29 protein-coding genes are annotated in these 25,758 nt (G+C 66.0%); 5 read left to right on the top strand and 24 right to left on the bottom strand.

What is annotated here, in order from left to right:
- Genes ABG82_RS09110 through ABG82_RS09060 form a run of 11 tightly spaced genes read right to left on the bottom strand, consistent with a single transcriptional unit; the run spans window position 1 to window position 10,787 of the window.
- Window positions 1–771: an ABC transporter permease gene (locus ABG82_RS09110; protein ID WP_043075878.1), complete on the bottom strand. Its 771-nt coding sequence runs from the start codon at window positions 769–771 to the stop codon at window positions 1–3.
- Window positions 768–1,706 carry an ABC transporter ATP-binding protein gene (locus ABG82_RS09105; protein WP_043075879.1) on the bottom strand — a complete coding sequence of 313 codons (939 nt, stop codon included), beginning with the start codon at window positions 1,704–1,706 and terminating at the stop codon, window positions 768–770. The genes ABG82_RS09110 and ABG82_RS09105 overlap by 4 nt, the downstream gene beginning before the upstream one ends.
- Window positions 1,707–1,709: 3 nt before the next feature.
- Complete coding sequence (locus ABG82_RS09100) at window positions 1,710–2,462, bottom strand: hypothetical protein (protein ID WP_043075880.1); 753 nt, start codon at window positions 2,460–2,462, stop codon at window positions 1,710–1,712.
- Window positions 2,459–2,977 carry an SRPBCC family protein gene (locus tag ABG82_RS09095; protein WP_043075881.1) on the bottom strand — a complete coding sequence of 173 codons (519 nt, stop codon included), beginning with the start codon at window positions 2,975–2,977 and terminating at the stop codon, window positions 2,459–2,461. The genes ABG82_RS09100 and ABG82_RS09095 overlap by 4 nt, the downstream gene beginning before the upstream one ends.
- Complete coding sequence (locus tag ABG82_RS09090; protein ID WP_043075882.1) at window positions 2,974–3,684, bottom strand: hypothetical protein; 711 nt, start codon at window positions 3,682–3,684, stop codon at window positions 2,974–2,976. Before ABG82_RS09090 ends, ABG82_RS09095 begins: the two co-directional genes overlap by 4 nt.
- On the bottom strand, window positions 3,681–5,186 hold the full coding sequence (locus ABG82_RS09085) for a pyridoxal phosphate-dependent decarboxylase family protein (RefSeq protein ID WP_043075883.1): 1,506 nt from the start codon (window positions 5,184–5,186) through the stop codon (window positions 3,681–3,683). Before ABG82_RS09085 ends, ABG82_RS09090 begins: the two co-directional genes overlap by 4 nt.
- Window positions 5,183–6,505 carry an aminotransferase class III-fold pyridoxal phosphate-dependent enzyme gene (locus tag ABG82_RS09080; RefSeq protein ID WP_043075884.1) on the bottom strand — a complete coding sequence of 441 codons (1,323 nt, stop codon included), beginning with the start codon at window positions 6,503–6,505 and terminating at the stop codon, window positions 5,183–5,185. The genes ABG82_RS09085 and ABG82_RS09080 overlap by 4 nt, the downstream gene beginning before the upstream one ends.
- A complete protein-coding gene (locus ABG82_RS09075) occupies window positions 6,502–7,560 on the bottom strand; it encodes a fatty acid desaturase family protein (protein ID WP_043075885.1) in 1,059 nt (352 codons plus the stop codon). The genes ABG82_RS09080 and ABG82_RS09075 overlap by 4 nt, the downstream gene beginning before the upstream one ends.
- On the bottom strand, window positions 7,557–8,537 hold the full coding sequence (locus ABG82_RS09070) for an NAD-dependent epimerase/dehydratase family protein (protein ID WP_043075886.1): 981 nt from the start codon (window positions 8,535–8,537) through the stop codon (window positions 7,557–7,559). Before ABG82_RS09070 ends, ABG82_RS09075 begins: the two co-directional genes overlap by 4 nt.
- Window positions 8,537–9,733, bottom strand: a complete 1,197-nt coding sequence (locus tag ABG82_RS09065) for a hypothetical protein (RefSeq protein WP_043075887.1) — start codon at window positions 9,731–9,733, stop codon at window positions 8,537–8,539. Before ABG82_RS09065 ends, ABG82_RS09070 begins: the two co-directional genes overlap by 1 nt.
- Window positions 9,705–10,787: a hypothetical protein gene (locus ABG82_RS09060; RefSeq protein ID WP_078343598.1), complete on the bottom strand. Its 1,083-nt coding sequence runs from the start codon at window positions 10,785–10,787 to the stop codon at window positions 9,705–9,707. The genes ABG82_RS09065 and ABG82_RS09060 overlap by 29 nt, the downstream gene beginning before the upstream one ends.
- 492 nt (window positions 10,788–11,279) lie before the next feature.
- Here ABG82_RS09060 and ABG82_RS09055 point away from each other — a divergent pair, with 492 nt between their 5' ends.
- Both ABG82_RS09055 and ABG82_RS09050 read left to right on the top strand, forming a co-directional pair.
- Window positions 11,280–11,639 carry an ArsR/SmtB family transcription factor gene (locus tag ABG82_RS09055; protein WP_078343579.1) on the top strand — a complete coding sequence of 120 codons (360 nt, stop codon included), beginning with the start codon at window positions 11,280–11,282 and terminating at the stop codon, window positions 11,637–11,639.
- Window positions 11,640–11,701: 62 nt separating this feature from the next.
- A complete protein-coding gene (locus ABG82_RS09050) occupies window positions 11,702–12,094 on the top strand; it encodes a Fur family transcriptional regulator (protein ID WP_162269249.1) in 393 nt (130 codons plus the stop codon).
- On the opposite strand, the gene ABG82_RS09045 is transcribed toward ABG82_RS09050, so the two are convergent.
- From ABG82_RS09045 to recO, 3 genes are read right to left on the bottom strand one after another with little or no spacing between them, the layout of a single operon-like run.
- Window positions 12,091–12,501 (bottom strand): hypothetical protein, encoded by a 411-nt coding sequence (locus ABG82_RS09045; RefSeq protein WP_043075890.1) that lies wholly within the window; start codon window positions 12,499–12,501, stop codon window positions 12,091–12,093. The two genes, ABG82_RS09050 and ABG82_RS09045, sit on opposite strands and share 4 nt — an antisense overlap.
- Window positions 12,501–13,409: an isoprenyl transferase gene (locus ABG82_RS09040; RefSeq protein WP_078343577.1), complete on the bottom strand. Its 909-nt coding sequence runs from the start codon at window positions 13,407–13,409 to the stop codon at window positions 12,501–12,503. Before ABG82_RS09040 ends, ABG82_RS09045 begins: the two co-directional genes overlap by 1 nt.
- The gene (gene recO, locus ABG82_RS09035) at window positions 13,372–14,157 is read right to left on the bottom strand and encodes a DNA repair protein RecO (protein ID WP_043075891.1); all 786 of its coding nucleotides are present in this window, start codon (window positions 14,155–14,157) and stop codon (window positions 13,372–13,374) included. The genes ABG82_RS09040 and recO overlap by 38 nt, the downstream gene beginning before the upstream one ends.
- A gap of 73 nt (window positions 14,158–14,230) precedes the next feature.
- On the opposite strand from recO, the gene ABG82_RS09030 reads away from it, so the two are divergent.
- The gene (locus ABG82_RS09030) at window positions 14,231–15,631 is read left to right on the top strand and encodes an amidase (RefSeq protein ID WP_043075892.1); all 1,401 of its coding nucleotides are present in this window, start codon (window positions 14,231–14,233) and stop codon (window positions 15,629–15,631) included.
- Between the two features lie 92 nt (window positions 15,632–15,723).
- Here ABG82_RS09030 and ABG82_RS09025 read toward each other — a convergent pair whose 3' ends face one another.
- From ABG82_RS09025 to hrcA, 9 genes are all read right to left on the bottom strand, one after another.
- Complete coding sequence (locus ABG82_RS09025) at window positions 15,724–16,572, bottom strand: DUF559 domain-containing protein (RefSeq protein WP_043075893.1); 849 nt, start codon at window positions 16,570–16,572, stop codon at window positions 15,724–15,726.
- 116 nt (window positions 16,573–16,688) lie between these two features.
- Window positions 16,689–17,603 carry a GTPase Era gene (era, locus tag ABG82_RS09020; RefSeq protein ID WP_043075894.1) on the bottom strand — a complete coding sequence of 305 codons (915 nt, stop codon included), beginning with the start codon at window positions 17,601–17,603 and terminating at the stop codon, window positions 16,689–16,691.
- Window positions 17,600–17,926 (bottom strand): hypothetical protein, encoded by a 327-nt coding sequence (locus ABG82_RS09015; protein ID WP_043075895.1) that lies wholly within the window; start codon window positions 17,924–17,926, stop codon window positions 17,600–17,602. The genes era and ABG82_RS09015 overlap by 4 nt, the downstream gene beginning before the upstream one ends.
- Complete coding sequence (locus tag ABG82_RS09010; protein ID WP_043075896.1) at window positions 17,919–19,226, bottom strand: hemolysin family protein; 1,308 nt, start codon at window positions 19,224–19,226, stop codon at window positions 17,919–17,921. Before ABG82_RS09010 ends, ABG82_RS09015 begins: the two co-directional genes overlap by 8 nt.
- A complete protein-coding gene (gene ybeY, locus ABG82_RS09005) occupies window positions 19,226–19,738 on the bottom strand; it encodes an rRNA maturation RNase YbeY (RefSeq protein WP_005060346.1) in 513 nt (170 codons plus the stop codon). Before ybeY ends, ABG82_RS09010 begins: the two co-directional genes overlap by 1 nt.
- Window positions 19,735–20,778, bottom strand: a complete 1,044-nt coding sequence (locus ABG82_RS09000) for a PhoH family protein (protein WP_052510906.1) — start codon at window positions 20,776–20,778, stop codon at window positions 19,735–19,737. Before ABG82_RS09000 ends, ybeY begins: the two co-directional genes overlap by 4 nt.
- Window positions 20,779–20,862: 84 nt before the next feature.
- Window positions 20,863–21,639, bottom strand: a complete 777-nt coding sequence (locus ABG82_RS08995) for a 16S rRNA (uracil(1498)-N(3))-methyltransferase (RefSeq protein WP_043075897.1) — start codon at window positions 21,637–21,639, stop codon at window positions 20,863–20,865.
- A gap of 7 nt (window positions 21,640–21,646) precedes the next feature.
- On the bottom strand, window positions 21,647–22,792 hold the full coding sequence (gene dnaJ, locus ABG82_RS08990) for a molecular chaperone DnaJ (protein WP_043075898.1): 1,146 nt from the start codon (window positions 22,790–22,792) through the stop codon (window positions 21,647–21,649).
- A 40-nt stretch (window positions 22,793–22,832) separates the two neighbouring features.
- Entirely contained in the window at window positions 22,833–23,858 is a 1,026-nt protein-coding gene (gene hrcA, locus ABG82_RS08985) for a heat-inducible transcriptional repressor HrcA (RefSeq protein WP_043075899.1), read from the bottom strand.
- Window positions 23,859–23,969: 111 nt separating this feature from the next.
- Here hrcA and ABG82_RS08980 point away from each other — a divergent pair, with 111 nt between their 5' ends.
- On the top strand, window positions 23,970–24,278 hold the full coding sequence (locus ABG82_RS08980; RefSeq protein WP_005060335.1) for a type II toxin-antitoxin system VapB family antitoxin: 309 nt from the start codon (window positions 23,970–23,972) through the stop codon (window positions 24,276–24,278).
- 8 nt (window positions 24,279–24,286) lie between these two features.
- On the opposite strand, the gene hemW is transcribed toward ABG82_RS08980, so the two are convergent.
- Window positions 24,287–25,462 (bottom strand): radical SAM family heme chaperone HemW, encoded by a 1,176-nt coding sequence (gene hemW, locus ABG82_RS08975; RefSeq protein WP_043075900.1) that lies wholly within the window; start codon window positions 25,460–25,462, stop codon window positions 24,287–24,289.
- 89 nt (window positions 25,463–25,551) lie between these two features.
- On the opposite strand from hemW, the gene ABG82_RS29320 reads away from it, so the two are divergent.
- The gene (locus ABG82_RS29320) at window positions 25,552–25,695 is read left to right on the top strand and encodes an Ms4527A family Cys-rich leader peptide (RefSeq protein ID WP_350494483.1); all 144 of its coding nucleotides are present in this window, start codon (window positions 25,552–25,554) and stop codon (window positions 25,693–25,695) included.
- The last annotated feature ends 63 nt before the right edge of the window (window positions 25,696–25,758 follow it).

The following is a 25,758-nucleotide window of genomic DNA, read 5'->3' as shown; positions in this document are numbered from 1 at the left end:
CTACTTGCCGATTTTCCGGCGGATAACCAAATGAATTGGGATTTGCAATAGCGCGAACATCCCGATGGCCACCAGGACACCCTTGGCCACCAACATCGCGTCGAAGTCGCCGTACATGATCGTGGAAGCGGCAGAAACGATGTGCGAGAAGGGGTTCGCGTTGATGCTGATCCTGAGCCAGTCGGACAAGAACACCGACGGCATGAGCGCCTGGCTCACGAACAGCACCGGCAGAGCCAGCGGCAACATCGCCACCGGCGCCTGCGGATTGAGAGTGCGCAATGCCACCAGGTAGAACAGCGAGCTGTACGCCGCCGACCACAGGAACATGATCAGCACCAGGAACACACCGGTCAGCAGTCCCGTCCGCAGTGGCGCATCGAGGAAGGCCAACAGCCCGATGACGATCACCGCGGCCGGCAGGATGCGGAACATCTCGAATCCGATCTTGGCCGCCATGATCTGGCCGGTCGACACACCATAGAGCCGCAGCCGATCGGTGAACCCCGATCTGATCTCGTCGATGAGCGTGCCGGCGCCGTACCCGGCACCCAACATCGGAATGAGCATGATGAGCCCGGGCGCGATGTACGCGGTATACGAGGACAGCGGGAACCCCGGAAGATCGGCGACACGCTGGAACATCGACCGTACGAAGATCACCAGCACCACCGGGAAGACGATCGGGAAGATGAATCCGAAAACCGGCTGCCGCAATCCCACCACGACGTACCGGCGGAACAGCCGCGCGGTGTTGGACAAGGCGGTCACTGGGTCACCTCCAGGAACGCGTCACGCAGCGAGGTGGACCGCACTTCGATACTGGCCGCACCCAAACCGACCCGGCCGAGTTCGGCACCCAGCGCCTCCAGATCCGCAGCCGAAGCCGAATCCAATGTCCCGGACAAAGTTCCGGAGTCGGTGCACCGCAGGGCATAGCCAGCTTCTGTCAGCCGCCCGGCGGCTTCCTCGGCTATGACGTTGTCTGCCGAGATCTCGACGGCGTAACCATGGCTACGCGTGAACTCCTGGGTGGAACCGGAAGCCACCAACCGGCCGCTCTTCACGATGCCCACCTCATCGGCCAGGGACACCGCCTCGTCCATGTCGTGAGTGGTCAACACGACGGTGCGCCCTTCGGAACGCAGCAGCCGGATGGCATTCCAAACCTCCTGTTTGCCTTCGATGTCCAGCCCGCTGGAGGGCTCGTCGAGGAACAACATCTGCGGGTTGTGCGCAACGGCCAGTGCGACATCCACGCGGCGGCGCATACCGCCCGAGAGCGCGCCCACCTTGCGGTTGACGTAGGTGCTTAGGCCGAACTGCTCCACCAGCTCTTCCTCACGGGCCTTGCGCCGCACCTTGGGCCAGCCCGCGATGGCCAGACTCATCCGGATCTGCTCGACGGGTGACATCCACAAGTCCAACGCCACCTCTTGCAGCGCGACACCGATCAACGGGCGCAGCTCCTTGGTCTTATCGACCGGAATACCAAGCACTGTGAGCTCGCCACTGGTGGGGGCCAGCAGGGTGGTCGCCATGCGGATGGTGGTGGTCTTGCCCGCACCGTTGCGGCCCAGCAGGCAGTAGACAATGCCCTGCGGGATCGTCAGGTCCAGGCCATCGACGGCCCGCGCTTCCGAGCCTGGATAGGTCTTGACGAGATCGGTCGCCTGCAGCGCCGGGGTCTGCGTTTCTGTTGTCATATGTCAGTCCTTCACTTTCGGGAGGACGTGGCGCTGCAAGTGCTGGGTGAGGCTGATGCCTTGCGCCGTCATGTTCACGTCGATCGAGGTGATCAAGGGGAAGCTCCCGACCGTGCTATCCCTGGGTACCTCGTTCACCTGGTGGATCTGGCCGCTGCTCGCACCGCTGATGGTGAGATCGACAACCGTGCGGACCAGTTCGACGGGTTTGTCACGCCACGTCGCCTTACGCCTGCCGTCGGCCTTCACCTGGCCATGGACCTTCGATCCGCCACCGCATGTCCCGGCGAGCTCGCGCTCACCGTCGATGTCCGACAAGGCGATTCCACCGTCCACGGCGCATTGCAGGGTCACCCGCGAGTCCAATGGGTTCACGATGGTGATGGCGTCCAGGGTGCTGGGCTTGCCGTCGCCGCCGGAGACGATGCCTGTCTCATAGGGGAAGCGGTCGCCCTGGTAGTACTGCTCGATCTTCAGCTCTCCGCGCCGTGGGCCGGGTCCGACGGTCATTACACCCGCGCCGGGCAACGCACTGGTCTCCCCCAGGTAGGTCACCGAGCCCGAGACCTCCAAGGCGTAATCACCGAACGGCGACCTACCCTGCGGCTCTGATGCCGGATCGGCCTGCCCCACTGGATATTTCAACAATTGAAAGGCGTGCCCCACCGGCTTTCCGGCTTCTTCGTTCACCGGTGCGCAGGCCGCCACGGCCGCCACCGAGAGCACCATCACCGCACGTGCGCCGCGGCGTCTCATCGCGGAACCCCGGCGGCGGACAGGGTACGGCTGAGGCGCCGGTGCCGATGTGTGAAGAAGGCGGCGAGAATCTTGCTCAGCAGCGTGCCCCAGCCTGGGATCAGGCCCATCGGCGCCTGTGGGGCCAGGGTGACCTCGTCGGTGACTCTGGTCTTTTCGCCCGTCTCGGACGCCACCGGTTCCAGGGTCCGGTGGTGTACCCACACCCGCATGCCCGTCATCAGGGACTCCTCGCGGAACATCCGGCCGGGCTCCAGCCGCGCCACGGTGATGTCGTCGAATCCGAAGGGCAGCACACCGAACAGCAGCAAGAAGCTCTTACCGATGCGGGTACCGGGCGAGACATCGGCGATGGATTTGCCCCGGAACTGCTTGGGCATGGTCATCTTCATGTAAGGGCCCATCTCGTCATTGATGCCCTCTTGGGTGGTGACCCGCTCCCACACTTTGTCTACAGGACAGTCGATCTCGCTGACCTTGCGGAAGACATGCTCTTCGGTGTGAATCGATCTCATCGGACTCTTTCCTTCTTGGGGGACGAGGGGGTGGCGCTGGCGGCCAACAGGGAGCCGTCGCGCACGGCATCGGCGGCGTCCGGAACAAAGGACCCGCTGATGTCGACGACGGCCGGCACACTGTCGGCACCGATGTAGTTGGGCAGGACCTCGCCGATCTGATGCAACCGGTCGGGCAACAGGTGCTGGTACCACTCGAAGAGCGGCACCACCAGCGCCACCGTGACGAACTGGACTCCCTCGGCGGCCAGGCCACCGAAAAACTCCCGCCAGATCTGCTCGATCGTCCCGGCGCGGCGGTGCTTCTTGCGCACGCCCTGCGTGGCGAGCTCGGCGACGCGCTCCGGAGCAACGCCACCGAAGAACGAATCCCACTGGGGATACAGGTAATTGCGTGCGGTCTTGTTTCCGTCCCGAAAGTTCCGGGCGTCCCGCAGGGTGCTGAAGCTGTCGAGCCCGAGCTCAGGATCGTGCCGCAGCGATCGCAGGACCGCGACGGGGTGCTCGGATGATTCACCGGAGAACCCGACGTAGATTTCCGATGACCGCTCCCACGGCCGGTAATGCACCATCTCCCCTGCCGCGAGATCCACCTCGTCGGCGAAGTCGTTTTCCAGACCGAAGATCGCGAACTCGACGTGCTTGGCCCAGCCAAAGCGCGCGTCGGAAGCCGGAACACGCTCGACGCGTGCCAGGTGATCGCTCATACCGCGCTGACCTCCGTGGCGCGTGCACGCCACACCCGGTTGCCGTGGGCCGCTATTTCGGAGACCATCGCGCCCGCCATCGAGGCCGTGACCAAGGGGTTGACGAAGGTGAGCTTGATCGCGTGCCCGCCGGCCGCACTCGAGCGGCCCACAATCGCCCGGCCGGTGTGCGCGAGTTCCGCCCGTACCTCGTCGTTGATATCGTCACGCACCCCGGACGGCAGGTCCGTGCGCCGCCAGCGCAGCACCACGGTGTTGGTGCATACCGGCGCCGCCAACTCCAGGTCCTGATGCTCGGCCGCGGCCTGCGCCGCCGCCGAGGCAGCCACACAGGTGGCATCGATCATCGCCGCGACGTGGCGCTGACCCACGGCCCGCAGCGTGACCAGCACCTTGAGCGCATCGAAACGGCGGGTGGTCTGCAGCGATTTGCCCACCAGGTTGAGCACATCGTGCTCCTCATCGCTGGCGGGATTGAGGTAATCGGCATGCGCGGCAAGCACTTCGAAGCTCTCCCGGTTGCGCACCAACAGCGCACTGCAGCTGATGGCCTGGAACAGCAGCTTATGGAAGTCGAGGGCGACCGAGTCGGCATGTTCGATACCGCGCAGCAGGTGCCGATACTGCTCGCTGAAGATCAGGCAGCCACCCGCGCAGGCATCGACATGGACCCAGATCCCGTGCGCGTGAGCGATCTCGATGGATGCCTCCAGTGGATCTATCGCCCCGAAATCTGTTGTCCCGGCGGTGAGTACCAAGGCGAACACCGGCGTGCCCGCGCGCTCTGCCTCCTCGAGGATCGCCGGGAGGGCATCGGACCGCAGCCGTCCGGCATCGTCGGTGGGTACCTCGATGACCGCCGAGGTGCCCAGCCCGAGCAGCCGCAGGGCCTGCCGTACCGAGAAGTGTGTCTGCCGAGTGCACAACACGCGCCACGCGCCGGCCTCGGGCGGAAGTCCCCGTGCCGCGATGTCCCATCCGGAGCGGCGCGCGAACAGGTCCCGGGCCAGCAGCAGAGCCTGCAGATTCGACTGGGTGCCTCCGCTGGTAAAGGTACCGTCCGCCTCGCGGCCATATCCCATTCTGGCGCAAAGGTATTCCACCACCTGCTGCTCTATGGCGGTGGCGGCGGGCGCCTGGTCGAAAGAATCCATCGACTGGTTGAACGCACTGATGAGCACCTCGGCGGCCAGCGACGGCAACGCGGGCGGGCAATGCAGGTGTGCCAGGTACGCGGGATGGGTGACCACGACGGATTTCTCGGCCAACAGCCCGGCGGCCTCATCCAGCGCCCGGCTCAATCCCACCCCGTCGGGGCTGTCCAGATCCAGCCGCCCCGCGTCGTTCTTCAGCGCGGCATATCCGTCGACCAGCCCGGGCCGGGTGGCACCACCCAGCGCGGCGCTTGTCCGCTCGGCCGCCAGCGCGATGGCTTCGCGGTACGTGTTTTCACTGTCCCCCGTGAGAAAGTCACTCACGAAGGGACTCTGGTGGGCCGTCACCGCGTGCGCTCCACCGCGCCCAGTGCGGCGTCAAACGCGTTCAGCGCCGCGGCGATATCGGACTCTTCGATGGTCAGCGGCGGCAGGAACCGCACCACGTTCCCGTACTGGCCGCCGGTCTCGACGATGAGCCCGTGCTGCAGGCAGGCCTGTTGGATGCGGGCGGCCAGGTCGGGCGCCGGCGCGGCGGCGTCATCCGGCCACGGCAGGTCGGGGTCCACGATCTCCACCCCCAGCATCAGCCCGACCCCACGCACGTCACCCACCAGCTTCGACCCGGACGCGATGGTGTTCAGGCCATCCAGGAACACCTTGCCGCGTGCGGTCACCTGACCGCGTAGACCGTTTTCCCGAGCGAAGCGCACCACGGCACTGGCCGCGGCAAATGCCATCGCGTTCCCGCGGAAGGTGCCGGTGAACGCTCCCGGTTCCCACACGTCGAATTCCCTGCGTACCACCAGGACCGCGATGGGGATGCCGGAGCCGAGCCCCTTGGAGATCACCACCATGTCGGGTTCGATACCGCTGTGCTGAAACGCCCATGCCGGGCCGGTTCGGAACATGCCGGCCTGCACCTCGTCGGCGATCAGCGGCACGCCGAGCGTCGAGGCGGTGCGCCGCAACGCCTGCCCCCACCGCGCCGGGGCCGGAATCACGCCGCCCTCGCCCAGCACGAACTCGGCGATCAGCGACGCCGGTGACGTCACGCCACTATGCGGGCGGGTGATCGCCTCGGCCGCGGCGATGGCCAGCTCGATACCGTGCTCGCCGCCCACCCCGAAGGGGCTGCGGTACTCCTGCGGGTACGGCAGGAAACTCGCCTGTGGCGACAGCACCACCGGTTGCCGCCGCAGACCACCGCCGGAGCTCGCGGCACGTGCCGCACGGGTGCATCCGTGGAAACCACCCTGCACGCCAATGTGTTCACGGCCACCGGTGGCGATCTCGGCAAGCATCAGCGCGGCTTCGACCGCGCTCGCTCCGCTGGGCGAGCACAAATGAATGCTGGCGTCGGCGGCCAACCGCACCGGCAGAATGGACAGCAACTCCTCGACAAACCGGTCCCGGGCGGGCGTGTGGAAGTCCAGGGACAGCAATGGCTCCCCGGAAGAGACCGTCTTCATGACGGCTTCGGTGACCACCGGATGGTTCCAGCCCAGCGACATGGCGCCGGCCGCGGCCAGGCAGTCGACATACCAGCGGCCGTCGTCGGCACGCACCCTGGCACCCCGGGCCTCGACGGGCCGTATCGGCAGTCGCCGCGAGTACGTCGCGGCTCCGGATTCTCTTGCAACGGGCGTGAATTGACTCGTGGTCATAGCGCCTCCTTTCGCGGGTGGGCAAGTAGCCGCCGCAACGATGAGGCGAGTGAACGGTCTTCGGTGGACCAGTACCCGGCGTCGGGCGGGATCGCCGCCATGAGCCGGCGGCGCGCCTCGCCCAGCTGGTGGTAAGGCAACTGCGGGAAGAAGTGGTGCACCGCATGGAAACGCAAACCGACCGGCGCCCACAGCGAGCCCAACACGGGCACCGACGGGTGATCGATCGAATCGAGAACCTGCTCCGGGAAGGTCATCCGCTCGCTCTTACCCTCGTACCGGTGGGCCACCAGCACCCGCAGCCAGTTCACGAACAGCGCCAGGGCAATCACCGCATAGGCCTCCACCAGCCGGTAGGGCGAGTAGAAACCCAGCAGTAGCAGCACCAGCAGCGCCGATGTGTAGGCGAAGCAAGCGAATTCCTGCACCAGCCAAGACCGCGGAGTGCCCTCGGGCGGCAGCGGGCGCTCGAAATCGGCGTCGATCATCAGCGAGGAGGCCCGCGTCAGCACCACGGGGCGGAGGGCAGGTATCAGCCAGCTCAGCGGCGCCAACACCAAGAACCGGAAGACGAAGGCCAAGGGCCCGCCCAAAGCGGTGAACGGCAACATGATGATGCGCCAGCGCGGCTCGCTGGCATAGGTGACGTACTCGCCGTCCTCCGCGGTGCCGTAGGTGCGCGAGGCATGGTGTTCGTGATGGAACTCGAAGGTGAATTTCGGTGCCAAGAAAGGTATTCCACACAGCACGTGCCACACCACCGAGAACCACCGCAGGTCGTCTTCGGCATGCACCAGCTCATGGACGAACAACACCGCACGATAGAACGCGAACACGGCCACCACAATGCACGCCACCGCCGGCAGCGAGAGCAGGTTCTGGGCCGGGCACAGCAGGAAGGCCGTGTACCCGACCGTCAAGCACGCGGCGAGGTCCAGCCAGTAGATCCATTGGCGGCGCTCAGTCAGATCGGATACCAGTGAGCGCGCATCGGCCATCGATATGCCGAGGGCTTCCTTGGAGCCGGCCTGCACCTGCCGCGACTCGACCGTCATCGTACGAACTCCGCTATCAATTCGTGGGTAGAGACCTTGGGAATTCCCAGTTCTCGCACCGCCCTTTCGGGCGTGTAGTACACCTCGCGGGCCATCAATTCGACGTTCTCGACGGCCAGCACATCATCGGGATCAAAGCGTCCGGCGATGTCCCGCAGCAGCCGGTTACCCCGGCCCGCCGTCCGGAACACCCCCATGGGGGCCGAGCGCACCGGGTGATCGCGCCCCACCGCGGCTACCAGCAGCTCCCCGATCTGCCGGTAGGACAGATTGGCGGTGCTCAGGATGTACCGGCGCCCGTTGTCCCCCTTGGCCATCGCCGCGGTGATCCCGGCGGAGAAGTCTCGCGCCGAGCACACCGCCGTGCCACCGGGAGGGACCACGCGCAGCAGACCCTTGCGTGCCGCGACCAACAGCCCCTGCCATGACCGGGCGGGCCCGGAGCCGGGTGCGAACACGGCGGACGGATTGACGACTACCACGTCGAGGCCGCGTTCGACGAAGTCCAGCATCAGCCGCTCGCCCGCACGCTTGGTCGCCGAGTACACGTTGTCCAGCACCGAATCCCGTGGATCGAAGTCCTCGTCCGCGACCACCCCATTGGGCGGGTATCCGATGGCGGCGGTGGATGACACGTGCACCACGCGCTGTACACCGTGGTGCAGCGCGGCGCGCGCCACATGATAGGTGCCCAACACATTCGTCTGCCAAATCATGTGCCCAAGGCGAGAATTCGGTGAGGCAATGCCGGCAAGGTGATACACGTGAGAAACGTCCCGCATCGCCTCATCGACACCGCGCGCGTCGGTGATATCCGCGTAGACCGTCTGCACATGCGGGCGCAGCTCGCCGGGAAGCGTGGCGGGATCGTTCGGGTGCTGCACGATGGCGACCCGCTCACCCGCCCGCACCAGCGATGCCACCAGAGTGGATCCCAGGTACCCGGAGGCCCCGGTGACCAATGTCCGGCTACCCATCAGAGGGCCTTCTGGTAGACCCGGTGAATCTTCTCGGGGTCCGTCTTCATCTGGGAGGTCAGCGAATTCGACCATACGTTGTCCTCGTGCACCCAGGTGGTGGCGACCGAGGAGTAGCCGCTGCCGGTGATCGTCCGGACGATCTCGCCCGCCAGCACCCTGCCGATGCCCGCACCGAATTGGGTTTGCGCCGCACCGATGAGCACCACGACGGCGGTGTCGATTCCCCGGATGCGCCCGTCGCGGCGAGCCGCGAGCCGAGCCAGCAGCGCCGGGGTGAGCCGGCCGGACCGTCCGGCGATCTCGTTGACGTCCGGCAGCATCAGCAGGAATCCGACTGGCATTCCTTCGGATTCGACGATACGCACGATGTTCGGGTCGATCAGCGGCCGCATTTCCGCTGCCATACCGGAGAACACCTCACGGCTCAGCGGAACGTTCTCGGGATGGTGGGCGAAGGAATCGTTGTACAGGCCGCGCAGCATTTCCAGTTCGTCGGCGTAGTCGCGCATCCGCACCGAACGCACCGTCACGCCCTGGTCGCGCATTACAGCGTCGGCGCGGCGCACCAGGCGCTGACGGACATCTCGGCTGCCGTCGACATGCCAACGGTAAGAAGCGGTATCGAATTTCTTGCGATACCCGGACGACTCGACCAAGCCCGGGTAGTACCGGGGGTTGTACGGCTGCATGAGGGCCGGCGGCCTGTCGTATCCGGAGATCAGCAGGCCTACTTCCTCCCGGGAGGTGTAGCTGAACGGGCCGATCATCTTGGTGATACCCCGGCGCCCCGCCCATTGTTCGGCGGTTCCCAACAGAGCAGCCGCGGTCGCCTCGTCGTTCTCGCTTTCAAAGAATCCGAAGAACGCGCATTCGCCGTAGCGCCGCACATAGGCGGAATCGATTGCCGCGGAGATACGTCCCACGGGAGTGTCACCCCGGTAGGCGACGAAGTTCTCGATCTGCACCTCCCCGTGCAGGGGGTTGTGCTTGGAGTTCATCTTGGCCCGCATGACCCGGCGCAGCATCGGGCGCCACTGGGGGTCGTCGCCGTAGATACGCCAGGGCATCGCGATGAAGTGCTTGGCATCGCGGTGGGACGCGACGCGGCGCACCGACACCGGCGCGCGCCCCTGCCGCTGCCGGGTCGGTGGCTCGATCAATCCCCTATCCAGCACGGACGATTCCCAAGTCATGTGCCAGCTCCGGATTGCCCTTGCTCTTCCAGAGCGCCCCATCCATGTAGAAGTGGTGCAGCACGAACGTCAGCGGTACCGCGAAGATCACCGTGTCGAGCTGTCCAGCAAGGATGCCCAGGCCGCCCAGGAAGGCGATGTACAGCGGCAACGCCTTGCGGGTCGACAGCCGTGCCAGCAGCAGCTTCTTCTCGTCCGGATCCTGCGAGCGTGCGAACCGCGTGTTGTTCCGCGTCCAGTTGATCAGGTGGTATTGCAGGCTGTGCGTGGTCGTGGCGATGAGGATCAGCGCGAACAGATCCGAAACCAGTAGGTAGGACAGGTTGTAGGACAGTGCCGCGATCACAAAGGTGGCGACGGCCATGGCCGGCAGGGTCCGTTGCCCGGCCCGCTTGAGTTGGATCTGCTCCCATACTGCGGCACCCAACAGGACTGCGGCACAAACAAATCCGCCGATCACCAGGAAATCGGGAATAGGTGGCACCGGCACGCTCAGGTTCGAGAAGGGCAGCCGGTGACCGAAGACCTCATAGTCGGAGAAGTTGAGCCCATGGCTGGCCCGGAACAGCACCGGAGCCAGGCAGACGCCGTACAAGGCGTACTTGATCCGGTTTCGCGGGCCCTTGTAACCGTTCTTCGCTGCGTAGATGTTGATGATGCCGAAGTGCTGTTTGAGAACGTGGAACACCTGCCAGTAGGCCCAGACGGCCAGCAGCGGCACCAGCCAGCCGCCGAACCACAGGGTGCCGACGATCGCGCCGACCACGATGAAGCTGATCACGTAGTGCGACCAGTACCGCGACCGCTCGCGGGGGTCCATCCACACCCGCGCCGAGGTCGTCAGCACATGCGGCAGGTCAGAGAGCAGTGAGAAGGCGACCGCTCCGACGAGGAAGACCCCCTTGTGGCCGTCGGCCGCGAAGAGCACCGCCGACAACAGTGCACCCAGCCCGAAGACGAAGAGGATGTCGACGCGTCTGCTGACGAACCAGCCCGGCCGGCCTTCTCCCTCGGTGTTCTTCAGCTCATTGGTGTCGGTAGCAAAGGTGGCCATCACGATCATCCTCGGGTAGGCATCAAAGTCTTAGTTGATAATGATTATCGTTTTCATAACGTAGAGACCACTGCGTCGGGTGTCAACGCCGCAGCCTGTGAGCGGCCTGTGACACTGCTCACCCGAAACTGGGCAGTTCGGACACATAATTTGATGGACATACGTTGATGGCCGCACCGATTCAAGCCAGGAGTGAACGCATCGCCGGAGCGGCATGAAATGCCGCCGCGCAGGGGACTTACAGGCGGTTCAGCGCCCCAAGAACGCCACCGCGCCGTCAGATCCGGACTCTTCAGCAAATACCAAAGGCGATGGGTCTGTACTGCGCCCCTACCCGGGCCCAGCGCCTCGCGGTGGCCGCCACGGCCACACGCTTACCACCAGATGGGCAATCGGCTACTACCCTCGATGGATGGGCCCGGTTTGCCGCCGGACTCGAACATTGGGACCCCGGACAAGCCGGGGCGTGATTTCAGGTTGAGGTAGATCGCCGTGGTGAACACCATGCTCAGTTCCGCACACGACGAGCCACCGCATGCGCCGCTCACCCCGCCCGGACCGCTGCCCCCGCGGGAGATCCTCGAACAATCCGGTGAACTGCTGCGCGCGCTCGCCGCGCCGGTACGCATCGCCATCGTGCTGCAGCTGCGCGAATCGCAGCGCTGCGTGCACGAGCTGGTCGACGCGGTCGGGGTGGCCCAGCCGCTCATCAGCCAGCACCTGCGCGTGCTCAAGGCCGCCGGTGTGGTCTCTGGGGAACGCCAGGGCCGCGAGGTGATGTACCGCCTCGTCGACGATCACCTCTCCCACATCGTCGTCGACGCGGTCGCCCACACCGAGGAACAAAGATGACTCCCTCGCAAGCCGGGGGTTCGCCCAGCGTGCGCGAGGACAGGCCTGCGCTGCGCGGGACGGTGCGCTCAACCCGTCAACGCGCGGCCATCACCGCGCTGCTCAAGCGCACCGACGAGTTCAAGTCCGCACAGGAACTACACGACGAACTCAAGCGCGAGGGCGAGGGCATCGGCCTGACCACCGTGTACCGGACCCTGCAGTCGATGTCGACATCGGGCGAGGTCGATGTGCTGCGCAACGACACCGGCGAGTCGGTCTACCGGCGCTGTTCGGACGGCCATCACCACCACTTGGTCTGCCAGAGTTGCGGTTTCGCGGTCGAGGTGCAGGCCGGCGCGGTCGAGAAATGGGCAACGGACATCGCCGAGGAGCACGGCTTCACCGAGGTGCACCACACCGTCGAGGTCTTCGGTTTCTGTAGCCGCTGCACCGCCGAACGGCGAAATTCCTAGTTGCCCAGCGCCTTTCGCGCGTCAGACCCGGTAGCGAAGACCATCATCAACAGCGTCAGCAGCGCATCGTCGTCATCGATGCCGGTGGCCGGGAAGTTGTAGCGCAGCAGCACATCCGCCTTGCGCCCCTTGGCGATCAGCAGAATGTTGCCGAACAAGGACTTCTGTGCGAGCCCGTCGACCAGATGCCGTGATTTGGCGTTGACCGCCACATCCCACGCCAGCACCTGCGACAACGACACCACATCCAGACCCGCGGCGATGCTGACCGCGCGGATCGAGGTCAGGGTGCCTTCGTAGTCGGCAGTCAGTGCGCCGTCGGGTTCCCTGGTGACCGGCAGCACCGGGTGCAACACGCGGTACACCCGATCGAGGATCTCGTCGGCTCCCCCATCCACGTCGACCATTACGCCGACCCGAATCGCCGGTCGCGCTGGGCGTATTCCAGGCATGCCGCCCACAGGTCGCGGCGGTCGAAATCCGGGTACATCTTTTCCTGGAACACGAACTCGGCGTATGCCGACTGCCACATCATGAAGTTGCTGGACCGAAACTCGCCCGAGGGCCGCAGAAACAGATCGACATCGGGCATATCGGGTTCATCGAGGTACTTGGCGATGGTCTCCTCGGTGATGCGATCGGGCTTGAGCTGCCCGGACTCCACCAGACGCGCGATTCTCCTTGTCGCCTCGGCGATTTCGGCGCGGCCACCGTAGTTGATGCATGTGGTCAGCGTCAGGGTGCTGTTGTTCTTGGTCAGCTCCTCGGTGATCTCGAGCTCCTTGTAGACGCTGCTCCACAGCCGCGTCTTCTGCCCGGCCCAGCGGAACCGCACACCCATGTTGTTCAGGTCGTGGCGGCGCCGCTTCACCACGTCGCGGTTGAAGCCCATGAGAAACCGGACCTCGTCCGCGGGCCTTCTCCAGTTCTCCGTGGAGAACGCGTAGGTGGTGAGCCACGGGATGCCCATCTCGATGGCTCCGCAGACCATGTCCATCATGGTGGCCTCGCCCATCTTGTGCCCCTCGGTGCGTGGCAGCCCACGCGCGCGCGCCCAGCGCCCGTTGCCGTCCATCACCACCGCGACGTGCCGGGGAATCAGCTCCTTGGGAATCTCCGGGGGCACCGCACCCGACGGGTGCTTCGGAGCGGGGTGCGGACGGGTACCGCCGGGGCCCACACCGGGCAGCAGCTTGGGGAAAACAGCAGGAAACACCGTCTTATCCGGGAACGTCGGGTTATAGCCCTGCGGGACGTCGGCCCAGTCGGTGTAGTACTTATCCTGCTGCGGATCGGGCTGGCTGCTCTTCACCATGGCTCATATTTAACCTGCTGCCACGTTCGACGAGCGGGAGTGTCCGCAGCTTGCGTTCCAGATGCCACTGCAAATGCGCCGCGATCAACCCGCTGGCCTGGGTGCGCTGGGTCTGCGGCACGTCATCGGTGGCCGCCCAGTCGCCGTCGTGAAGGGCCGCCATCAACTCCAGCACACCCTGCGGCGGAGTCACCGCACCCGCGGGACGGCAATGCACGCACACGCTGCCGCCCGCTGCCACGTGGAAGGCGCGGTGCGGGCCGGGCGTGGCACAGCGAGCGCACTCGCTGATGGCGGGTGCCCACCCGGCGATGCTCATGGCGCGCAACAGATATGCGTCAAGAACCAACTCGCGGGAACGCTGTTGATCGGCGATGGCCCGCAGCGCGCCGACGGTGAGGCGGTGCAGGGCGACGGCCGGGGCACGCTCCTCACCGGCAATCCGCTCGGCGGTCTCCAGGATGGCGCAGGCCGTGGTGTACCGGCCGTAATCGCTGACGATGTCGGCCGCGAAGGCGTCGATGGCCTGCACCTGGGTGACGATGTCCAGATTGCGTCCCGGATGCAGCTGCACGTCGATATGTGCGAAGGGTTCCAGCCGTGAGCCGAACTTACTGCGGGTGCGGCGCACACCCTTGGCGACCGCGCGTACCAGGCCATGTTGGCGGGTCAGCAGGGTCACGATGCGATCGGCCTCGCCGAGCTTGTGCTGTCGCAGCACGACAGCACGATCCCGATAAAGCCGCATTCGGATAGTTTCCCATCTGGTACCGACGAATCCCCGCATTGACGCACGATTTCGACCGCCTACCCTTCTGGTCATGTCGGGCTTTCCCACGCTGACTTCGCAGGCCGCCGCCCTATCTGACGGTTCGGCGAGTTCGGTTTCGCTCACCCTCGCGGCGCTCAACGCCATCAAGTCGAGCCAGTCGACCCTCAACGCGTTCCGGGTGGTGTGCACCAAGAGCGCCCTGGCCGAAGCCGCCGAGGCCGACAAACGATTAGCCAGAGGTGAGCGGCTGCCGTTGCTCGGGGTACCCATCGCCATCAAGGACGACACCGATTTGGCGGGCACCCCAACCGCATTCGGTACCGCCGGGGCCGTCGGCTCGGAATCCGAGGACGCCGAGCTGGTGCGCAGACTGCGGAGCGCCGGCGCGGTGATCGTCGGCAAGACCAACACCTGCGAGCTGGGCCAATGGGGCTTCACCAGCGGACCCGGCTTCGGCCACACCCGCAATCCCTGGAGCCGCGGCCATACGCCGGGCGGATCCTCGGGCGGCAGTGCCGCCGCGGTGGCGGCCGGGCTCGTCGCCGGAGCCATCGGTTCGGACGGCGCCGGAAGCGTCCGGATCCCGGCGGCCTGGACCCACCTGATCGGCATCAAGCCGCAGCGCGGCCGCATCTCCACCTGGCCACTTGCCGAGGCATTCAACGGAATAACCGTGCACGGCCCGCTGGCCCGCACGGTCGCCGATGCCGCCCTGCTGCTGGACGCGGCGTCGGGAAATGTTCCCGGCGACCTGCACAAGCCGCCGCATGTTCGGGTGCTCGACGCCGTGCACGAGGACCCGGGACAGCTGCGCGTCGCGCTGTCGCTCAAGGTTCCGTTCTCGGGCTTTCCGGCGCACCTCCATCCGACCATCGAGGCCGCCACGCGCTATGTGGCACACCAGCTGCGCTCGCTCGGGCACATGGTGTCCGAGAGCGACCCCGACTACGGCGTCGGGCTCGGCGTGAACTTCCTGCCCCGGGCGACGGCCGGGCTCTTGCCCTGGCGAGATCGGCTCGACGCCGGCGCGCATTGGGACCCACGCACGGTGGCGAACATGCGCACGGGCCGGCGGCTGGCCGGCTGGGCGCTGCGGCGCGCGCGGGCCGCTGAGCCTCGGCTACAGGCCCGCGTCGGCAAGATCTTCGGCAGCTTCAATGTGGTGTTGGCGCCGACTACTGCCCAACCACCAACGGGTATCTACGATTTCGATGACGTCGGCAGTATCGCGACGGATCGCGGGCAAGTCGGTGCGTGTCCCATGACGTGGCCGTGGAATGTGCTGGGCTGGCCATCTATCAACGTACCCGCCGGATTCACCGAGGACGGGCTACCGATCGGCGTGCAACTGATGGGCCCCGCGAACAGCGAGCCCTTGCTCATTTCCCTTGCCGCACAGCTGGAGTCGATCAACAACTGGGCATCGGAAACCCCCGACCCCTGGTGGTGATGCGCACCATTCTTTCTCGTCTTTCTTGCGCCGACACGCCGTGTTGTGCGTCGACTACTCGCGAAATACATCAGAAACCGTAGTTTCGATGCCTACGCGGCTCGTTGCGCAGCGGTCAATGCCGCACGCACCCGCTCGACGACGACCTTCGGCTGATTCATCAATTGATCCCGGCTCACACGCACGAGCCTCCAGCCGAGCGAAGCGATTGCCTCCTGCCGCTCGATGTCTCGGCGGTGCTGTCTCGAATCACCCCAGTGTTGCGCTCCGTCGAACTCCGCTGCGACCCGCTGCTCGCGCCAGCCCATATCGAGACGGATCGTCCTTCCCTCCGGACCGAGCAGCTCGATCTGGGTCTCTGGTTCGGGCAATCCACCCTCCACCAGACACAGCCGCAAGCGAGTCTCTTGAACCGATTCGGCGCCCGCATCTGCCAACGCCAGCACGCGTTCCAACTGCCGCAGGCCCCGTACACCGCGATGCTGCTCCGCGACACACATGACGGAATCCGGGGTGCAGAGCCCGAGCAGGACGTCTGTCAGTTCGACTGCCCTGTCCAACCGGACACGTCGCCCGATATCGAAGATCGTGCGTGCCGGGGTGGTGACCGGCATGCCGCGTACCGTCATCTGCTCCGTCGGCAATAACCGGTCGTGGTGGCTGATGATGCCTGGCGGTGCGTCATGTCGTACCCGGACAAGCTCCGCCGGCCGCTGCGCAGATATCCAAGGATTGCCATGCAAGGCCGCAGCCGATACCCCACATACGACTGCCTTACGCCGTGACCACAGGAACGCGGCCTCGGCACGCAGTGCGGCCGTCATCTCGACCCGTTGGTGCACATGCACGTTGTGAAAGACCTTCACGTAGTACTTGCGCAATTCCTGCCGAGTGACGTCGCCCGACGTCAGCGCCTCGCTTGCCACAATGAGCCCACCCATGGCAGGACTCTTGCAGGTACCCCCGACAAGTCGCCGAGACTACGGTTTCTGATGCATTTCGCGAGTAGTCGACGCACAACACGGCGTGTCGGCGGGGAGGGGGTGCGGCGCGCCGGTCAGAAACCCAGCTTGCCGAGCTGCTTGGGGTCGCGCTGCCAGTTCTTGGCGACCTTGACCCGCAGATCCAGGAAAACCTTTGTGCCAAGCAGCTTTTCGATCTGCGTGCGCGCGTTGGTGCCGACTTCGCGCAGCCGCGAACCGCCCTTGCCGATGACGATGCCCTTCTGGCTGTCGCGCTCGACGTAGAGAATCGCGTACACGTCGATGAGCTCGGAGCCCTCGGCACGCCCCTCACGCTCGTTCACCTCGTCGATCACCACCGCCAGCGAGTGCGGCAGCTCGTCGCGCACGCCTTCGAGCGCGGCCTCCCGGATCAGCTCGGCCATGAGCACCTCTTCGGGCTCATCGGTCAGTTCGCCGTCGGGATAGAACGCGGGCCCCGGCGCCAGCTTGGATGCCAAAACCTCTGTCAGCACCTCGACTTGGGCGCCGGAGACTGCCGACACCGGCACGATGTCCACATCCGGCCCGACGAGCTGCGAGACCGACAGCAGCTGCTCGGCCACCCGCTCCTTGCTCACCTTGTCGATCTTGGTGACGATCGCGATCAGCGTGGTGCGCGGCGCGACCAGCTTGATCTGCTCGTAGATCCACTTGTCCCCCGGCCCGATCCCCTCGTCGGCCGGGATGCACAGCCCGATTACGTCGACCTCGGAATACGTATCGCGCACAAGGTCGTTGAGCCGCTGCCCGAGCAGCGTGCGCGGCCGGTGCAACCCCGGGGTGTCGACGAGCACGATCTGGAAGTCCTCGCGGTGCACAATGCCGCGAATCGTGTGCCGGGTGGTCTGCGGCCGGTTCGACGTGATGGCCACCTTCTGGCCCACCAGCGCATTGGTCAACGTCGACTTACCGGTATTGGGCCGCCCGACGAAACAGACGAAACCGGAACGAAACTCCGGCGAGCTCACAGCTGCCCCGCCGGTACACCGGTGCGATCGGTCACGATCACCGTCGCCGACGGCGACAGTTCCCGCACCGCCGCCACGCCCGGGTCATCAGGTGAACCGCCGACGAGCACCGCCGCCTCGATGGCGGAGGCACCGCTGGACACGGCGGCCGCCACCGCCGCCTGCAAAGCGGTCAGCGAGAGGTGTGAAAGCGCCACCGGCGCACCGGCATACGTACGGCCGTCACCGTCGCGCACCGCCGCACCCGATTTCGCCTCGGCACGCCCCATGGCGCCACGGGCCAGCACGACGAGCTTGTTATCTTCGGCGTCCAACTCACTCATCTCTTTCCTCCGCTTTCTCGTCGCTTTCGGCATCGGGGTCGGGCTGCACCAGGATGGTGCCGATGCGCACCCGGCCGCGGGTGTCCGGACCACCCTCAGCCTGTAACAAAAGTCCATGCGAGGCGACTTTGGCGCCCGGCAACGGCACGCGGCCCAAGTCCAGCGCCAGTAGCCCGCCCACTGTCTCGACATCCAGGTCCTCATCGAACTCGATGCCGTACAGCTCCCCCAGGTCCTCGATGGGCAACCGGGCGGAGACACGGAACACCTTGTCGCCCAAATCCTCCACCGGAGCAACTTCGTCATGGTCGTACTCGTCGGCGATCTCCCCCACGATCTCCTCGAGCACATCCTCGATGGTCACCAGGCCGGCGATGGCGCCGTACTCATCCACCAGCAGTGCCATGTGTTTGCGATGCTGCTGCATCTCACGCAGCAGCTCGTCGAGCGGTTTGGAGTCCGGGACGAACACCGCCGGCCTCATCACCTGCGTCACCGTGACATCACGCCCACCGTTGACCGAGTAGTACGTCTGCTGCACAAGGTCTTTGAGGAAGACCACGCCGACGACATCGTCGACGTTCTCCCCGACCACCGGGATGCGGGAATGCCCGCTACGGACCGCCAGCGACGTCGCCTGCCCCGCCGTCTTGTCGTTCTCGATCCACACCATCTCGGTGCGCGGCACCATCACCTCGCGGGCCGGGGTATCGCCCAGCTCGAACACCGACTGAATCATCCGGCGTTCCTCGTCGGCCACCACCCCGCGCTGCTGCGCCATGTCGACAACCTCGCGCAGCTCGATCTCGGAGGCGAACGGCCCGTTGCGGAACCCGCGTCCGGGCGTCACCGCATTACCGAGCAGAATCAGCAGCCGCGAAATGGGGCCCAACAGCACCGAAATCACCTGCAACGGCACGGCGGCACCCAGCGCGATCGAGTACGCGTGCTGACGCCCCAAGGTCCGCGGCCCCACCCCGATCGCCACGAAGCTCGTCACCACCATGACGATCGCGGAGATCGTCAACGCGGCACCCAGGCTGATCCGCGCGGTCAGATACCCGACAAGAAACACCGTCGACAAGATCTCGCAGGTGGTGCGCAACAGCACCACCAGGTTCACATAGCGCGGGCGTTCCCGTATCACCACGGAAAGCCGTACCGCCCCTGGCCTTTCCTCACGAACCAGCTCGTCGACACGCGCCGGGGAGACGGTGTTGATGGCGGCGTCGATAGCCGCGAAGGCACCGCCCAAACCGACCAGCGCAATCGCCGCCAGCAGCAGCCCGATGCCAGACATCACTCGTCGAAGTTGCGCGACTTGTCGAGCAGACGGCTATCCCGGTACAGCTGGGCCTGCTGCTCATACCAGTCCTGCAGCAGCTGGTTCTGCAGCGCGAACATCTCGCGCTCTTCCTCAGGTTCGGCGTGGTCGTAACCGAGCAGATGCAGCACACCGTGCACGGTCAGCAGCGCCAGCTCATGCGCCAGCGAATGACCGGCCGCCTCGGCTTGTTCGGCCGCGAACTGCGGGCACAGCACGATGTCGCCCAGCATCGACGGCCCGGGCTCGGGTGCGTCGGGGCGCCCACCGGGCTCCAGCTCATCCATCGGGAACGACATCACATCGGTGGGACCGGGCAGATCCATCCAGCGCATGTGCAGATCGGCCATCGCCGCCAGATCGACGAGCATCATCGAAAGCTCGGCCGCCGGATGCACATCCATGGCCGCTATGGCAAAACGTGCGACGCTGACCAACTCGCCCTCGGCGACGTCGATACCCGACTCGTTGACAACCTCAATGCTCATCGCTGCCGGCTCCGGTTCCCCGAGGCGCGCCGCTGCGCGCGATTACCCGTCAGATCCGAGTCCTCAAAACGGGCGTAGGCATCCACGATCTCCGATACCAGCCGGTGGCGCACCACGTCGGCACTGGTCAACTCCGAGAAGTGAATTCCTTCGATGTTGTCGAGGATGTCCATCGCCGCGCGTAGCCCGGAACGGGCGTTTCCGGGCAGGTCAACCTGGGTGATGTCACCGGTCACCACGATCTTGGAACCGAAGCCCAGCCGGGTGAGGAACATCTTCATCTGCTCGGCGGTGGTGTTCTGCGCCTCGTCGAGAATGATGAACGCGTCGTTGATGGTCCGCCCGCGCATGTAGGCCAGCGGGGCGACCTCGATGACCCCGGCATCCATCAGCTTGGGGATGAGCTCAGGATCCATCATGTCGTGCAGCGCGTCGTACAGCGGCCGCAGATACGGATCGATCTTCTCGCTCAGCGTGCCGGGCAGAAATCCGAGCCGCTCGCCCGCCTCCACCGCCGGGCGCGTCAGGATGATGCGGGTGACCTGCTTGCTCTGTAACGCGTTGACCGCCTTGGCCATTGCCAGGTAGGTCTTGCCCGTACCGGCCGGGCCGATCCCGAACACAATCGTGTTGGCGTCGATCGCGTCGACATAGCGCTTCTGGTTCAACGTCTTTGGACGGATCGTCTTGCCGCGCCGCGACAGGATGTCCAGACTCAGCACCTCGGCCGGTGACTCGTCGCCGTCACCGGTCAGCATCGCCACCGCGTGCCGAACGGTCGAGGGCGTGAGCTGCTGCCCGCGCCGGGCAATCACGATCAGCTCGGAAATCACCCGCTCGGCAAGTGCCACATCGGCGGGCTCGCCGCGGAAGGTAATGGTGTTTCCGCGGACGTGGACATCGGCGGAAAGGACGTCCTCCAGCTCTCGCAGGTTTTCATCAGCTGAACCCAGCAGGCCCATGATGAGATCGTTCGGAATCTCGACGCTGCTGCGTACGTCCGAAGACGGAACAGCGGCACCTTCTTCTCGGCTCGTCACGTGGTTAAGGTCGCCTGCTTTCTTGGGTTGTGAAGTTGCTTTGAGTTTACCGCCGGCAACCGTCAGCCTCCACGCGATTAGGGCTCACCGGTGCACCAGCGGGCCAGCGGCCCAGCGATCCGTCAGCACCCCGAGCGCGCCGAGCGCGACTGCCGCGGCACTGGAGGTACGCAACACCGTCGGCCCCAAACGCACCGGAGCGGCACCCGCGTCGACCAAAACCCGCAGCTCCTCGTCGGCGACGCCACCCTCGGGGCCCACGATCAACACCACCGACGGCGCCGACGCGAACCGCTGCGCCAGGGCGCCGAGCCCCGAGTCCGCGGATTCATGCAGCACCAACACCACGGCCCCGTCCGCCGCGCGGGCACGCACCAACTCGGCCAGCTGCGCCGTCGAATGCAGTTCGCGCACCGCCGGCACGTAGGCCCGGCGCGACTGGCGCGATGCCGCGCCCGCCACCGCCTCCCAGCGCCGCTGCCCCTTCTCCGACTTGGCGGCGTCCCAGCGCGACACACACCGCTGCGCCTGCCACGGGACGATCTCGTCGACTCCCGCCTCCACCGCCAGATCGACCGCCAGCTCCGAACGATCCGACTTGGGAAGCGCTTGCACCACAGTCACTTTGGGACTCGCAGCGGCCACGCTCCAACGTTCGGTCACCTCGATGGTCAGGCCGGCGCGCTCAACCGAGGACACCACGCCGTCACCGACCTCGCCGGCACCATCGCACACCATGACGGACTCGCCGACCCGCATGCGCAGCACCCGTGTCGCGTGGTGTCCCTCATCCCCGTCCAGGATCACCCGCTCACCCACCGCGGGAACACTATCGACGTAGAAGATCGTGGCGGCCGCCATGAACCCGCTACCGACCCGTGAAGGCCTCGCGCAGCCGCGAGAACACCCCGCCGGACGCGGACTCGGCCCAGACGACCTCGGCACTCTCCTTGTTGCGGGCCCGGAAATCCTTCAAAAGCTCGCGTTCCTTGGAATCCAGCCGGGTCGGCACTACCACGTCGAGGTGGGCGTGCAGATTGCCGCGCACACCGGTACGCAGGTGAGGCATGCCCTTGCCGCGCAGCGTCACCACCGATCCGGGCTGCGAGCCAGGCTCGACCCTGATGGTGGTGTCGCCGTCGAGGATCGCTTCGACGGACACGCTGGTGCCCAGCGCCGCCTCCGCCATCGGGACCCGGACCGTGAAGTGCAAGTCATCGCCGTCGCGAATGAAGACATCATGCGGCTTCTCGTGCACCTCGACGTACAGGTCACCGGCCGGACCGCCGCCGGGGCCGACCTCACCCTGTGCCGCCAGGCGCACCCGCATCCCGTCGCCGACACCGGCCGGGATCTTGACCGTGATCTCGCGGCGCGCCCGCACCCGGCCGTCGCCACCGCACTTGTGACACGGATCGGTGATGACCTCACCGGCGCCCTGGCACGTCGGGCAGGGGCGCGAAGTCAACACCTGGCCAAGCAGGGACCGCTGCACCGTCTGCACCTCGCCGCGGCCACCACAGGTCTCGCAGGCGCTGGGCGCCGAGTTGCCGTGGGTGCCCTTGCCCGCACATCCGTCGCACAGAATCGCGGTGTCGACCGTCACCTGCTTGCTGACGCCGGTCGCGCATTCCACCAGTTCCAGGCGCATCCGCAGTAGGGAGTCGGACCCGGGCTGAACCCGGCCGCGCGGACCACGTGATCCGCCGGCCGAACCGCCGAAGAACGCCTCGAAGACATCGCCCAGGCCACCGAAGCCCGAGCCGAAACCACCGAACCCGTTGCCGCCGCCGCCGTTCTCCAGCGGATCGCCGCCGAGGTCGACAACGCGCCGCTTCTCCGGATCGGTCAGCACCTCGTAGGCGATGCTGACTTCCTTGAACCGGGCCTGCGCCTGCTCATCGGGGTTGATGTCGGGGTGCAGCTCGCGGGCGAGCTTGCGATACGCCCGCTTGAGCTCGCTGTCGCTGGCACCCTTGCTCACCCCGAGGATGCCGTAGTAATCACGCGCCACTGTGTTGATCTCGTTCCGTTGCTATCTGTTTCACATACTGCTAGCGGTTGGCTAGCACTTCGCCGATATACATGGCAACCGCCGCGACATTCGCGATGGTTCCCGGATAGTCCATCCGTGTGGGCCCCAGCACACCCATGCCGCCGAATACCGCTCCGCCCGCACCATACGGGGTGGAGACGACGGAGGTACCAATCATCTGCTCGGCCGCGGTTTCGTGACCGATATGCACGGTCACCCGGCCTGCCTCCTGCTGCGCGGCGAGCAAGCGCAGCACCACGACCTGCTCTTCCAGCGCCTCCAGCACGGTGCGCAGCTGTCCGCCGAAATCGGCGGCATTGCGGGTCAGGTTGGCCGTGCCACCCAGCAGCAGGCGTTCCTCATGATGCTCGACGAGCGTCTCCACCAGGACCGTCGCGGCCCTGGTGAGGGCATTGCGGAGGTCATCGGAGGACTGTTCGGCCAGCTCGGCGACGGCCACCGACGCCTCAGAGAGCTTCTTGCCGTCCAGTGCCGCACCCAGCAATAGGCGCAGGCGGCCAAGCTGTTCGTCGTTGATGACATCGCCCAGCTCGACGATCCGCTGATCGACGCGGCCGGTGTCGGTGATCACCACCAGTAGCAGCCGGGCCGGGCTGAGGGACACCACTTCCAGGTGGCGCACGCTGGACGAGGACAGCGTCGGGTACTGCACGACGGCAACCTGGCGGGTCATCTGCGCCAACAGCCGCACCGCCCGGCGCAACACGTCGTCGAGGTCGACGCCGCCCTCCAGGAAATTCAGGATGGCCTTGCGCTCGGCACCCGAGAGCGGTTTGACGTCCTCGAGGCGGTTGACGAATTCGCGGTAGCCCTTTTCTGTGGGGATACGCCCCGAACTGGTGTGCGGCTGGGCGATGTAGCCCTCTGCCTCCAGTACCGCCATATCGTTGCGGACGGTGGCGCTGGAAACGCCGAGGCTATGCCTGTCGACCAGGGCCTTGGAGCCGATCGGTTCCTTGGTGGTGACGTAGTCGGCGACGATGGCACGCAGCACCTCGAAACGCCGGTCATCGGCACTCGCCATGGTCACCTCCCTCGCGCGTGATTTTGCCCCTCATTTTACGGGGCCGGGCCGCTCCGCCCCTCCGCCGTAGCCGTCCACGCTAATCTCAGGTGTTATGGAGGCTCGTCACCGATGATCTTTAAGGGTGTACGCGAGGGGAAGCCGTATCCAGAACACGGGCTCTCCACCAGGGATTGGTCACGCATCCCGCCCCGGCAGATCCGTCTCGACGAGCTCGTCACCACCACCACGGTCCTCGCACTGGACCGGCTGCTGAGCGAAGACTCCACGTTCTACGGGGACCTGTTTCCCCATGCCGTCAAATGGCAGGGCGTCATCTATCTGGAGGACGGGCTGCACCGGGCCGTGCGCGCCGCGCTGCGCAACCGGGTTGTGTTGCACGCGAGAGTTTTCGATATGGACCAGCTGCGGGTGGTCTGAGCGCCGCGTCAGTCCAGAATCGTGCGGACCACACCGTCGGCAAGCAGCCGCCCCTGATCGGTCAGCACCAACCGATCACCTACCAGCCGGATGAGCCCGCGATCCACCACCGACGGCACCCGGCCGCGTTCGTCAACGGTCAAGTCGGCCAACGCGATTCCGGTGTTGAGCCGCACTGCCAGCAAGACGTCTTCGGTGTGCCGCTCGGCCGGGCCGAGAATCTCGTGCCCGCCGACGGGCAACTGCCCCTGCCCTAGCTGCTTGGCATACGTGTTGGGGTGCTTGACGTTCCACCATCGCACTCCGTTGACGTGTCCGTGGGCGCCCGGTCCGGCGCCCCACCAGTCACCGCCCGCCCAGTAGCCGAGGTTGTGGCGGCACTGACCGCCGGGCCGCGCCCAGTTGGACACCTCGTACCAATCCAGCCCCGCCTCCGACAAGGCGGCGTCCAGCAGTTGGTACCGGTCGGCGAGCGCGTCCTCGTCAGGGTTCGGCAGTTCACCGCGGCGCACCCGCCGCGCGAGGGCGGTGCCCTCCTCCACGACCAGCGCGTACGCCGACACGTGATCGACCCCGGCCTCGAGCACGGCCGCGATGGACCTGCGCAGGTCGTCGTCGGTCTCGCCCGGCGTGCCGTAGATGAGATCGAGGTTGACGTGCGCCAAACCCGCCGCACGCGCCTCCCCCGCGGCCGCCACCGCCCGTCCCGGGGCATGCACGCGATCGAGCGTGGCCAGGACGTGCGGGGCCGCGGACTGCATGCCCAGCGAGACCCGGGTGTACCCGGCGGCGCGGATCGCGTCGAAGAACTGTGGCGAGGTGGATTCGGGATTCGCCTCCGTGGTGACCTCAGCCCCCGGCGCCAGCGTGAAATGCGTGCCGATCGCGTCGAGCACCTCGGCCAGCCCGGCACCGCCCAGCAGGGATGGCGTGCCACCACCGACGAACACCGTCTCCACCGGCGGATTCGTCTCAAGGGTGCGGGCAGCCATTTCGAGCTCGGCGCGCAACGCCTCCAGCCAGCCCGCGGGCGAGGTCCCGTCCCCCAGCTCGTCGGCCGTGTAGGTGTTGAAATCGCAGTATCCGCAGCGTGTGGCGCAGAACGGGACGTGTACGTAGATCCCGAAGGGACGCCCGGGCGCCGGCACCAGGGGCGGCAGGGTGGCGATCGTCTCGGGCCTCACCCGTCAAGTGTGTGCCAGGGGCGACGGGAGAAAAAATCTGTGTGGTTGGTGGCGGGAATCCCCCACACCGATTGGAGGTTTTGCTCACAATGAGCGGAATTACGCCCCGGTGGCGTGGGGTCCTGCCGTTACATGGCACAATTGGCAGCGTGAGCACACATCAGGTTCCTCTTGTCGCACGGCGGCATATCGACCTGAAGCGTGTCTGTAGCGCGTGTTGTCTCCCTTACTGACGTAGTCCTGCCCCGTCTGCCACCCGAACGGTCGTGAGGATCTGCGCCTCCGGTCAGCCCCCC

The organism is Mycobacteroides immunogenum (assembly GCF_001605725.1).
Lineage (GTDB): Bacteria > Actinomycetota > Actinomycetes > Mycobacteriales > Mycobacteriaceae > Mycobacterium > Mycobacterium immunogenum.
The sequence above is the reverse complement of the archived record's forward strand: the minus strand, read 5'-3'. Positions and strand labels throughout refer to the sequence as shown.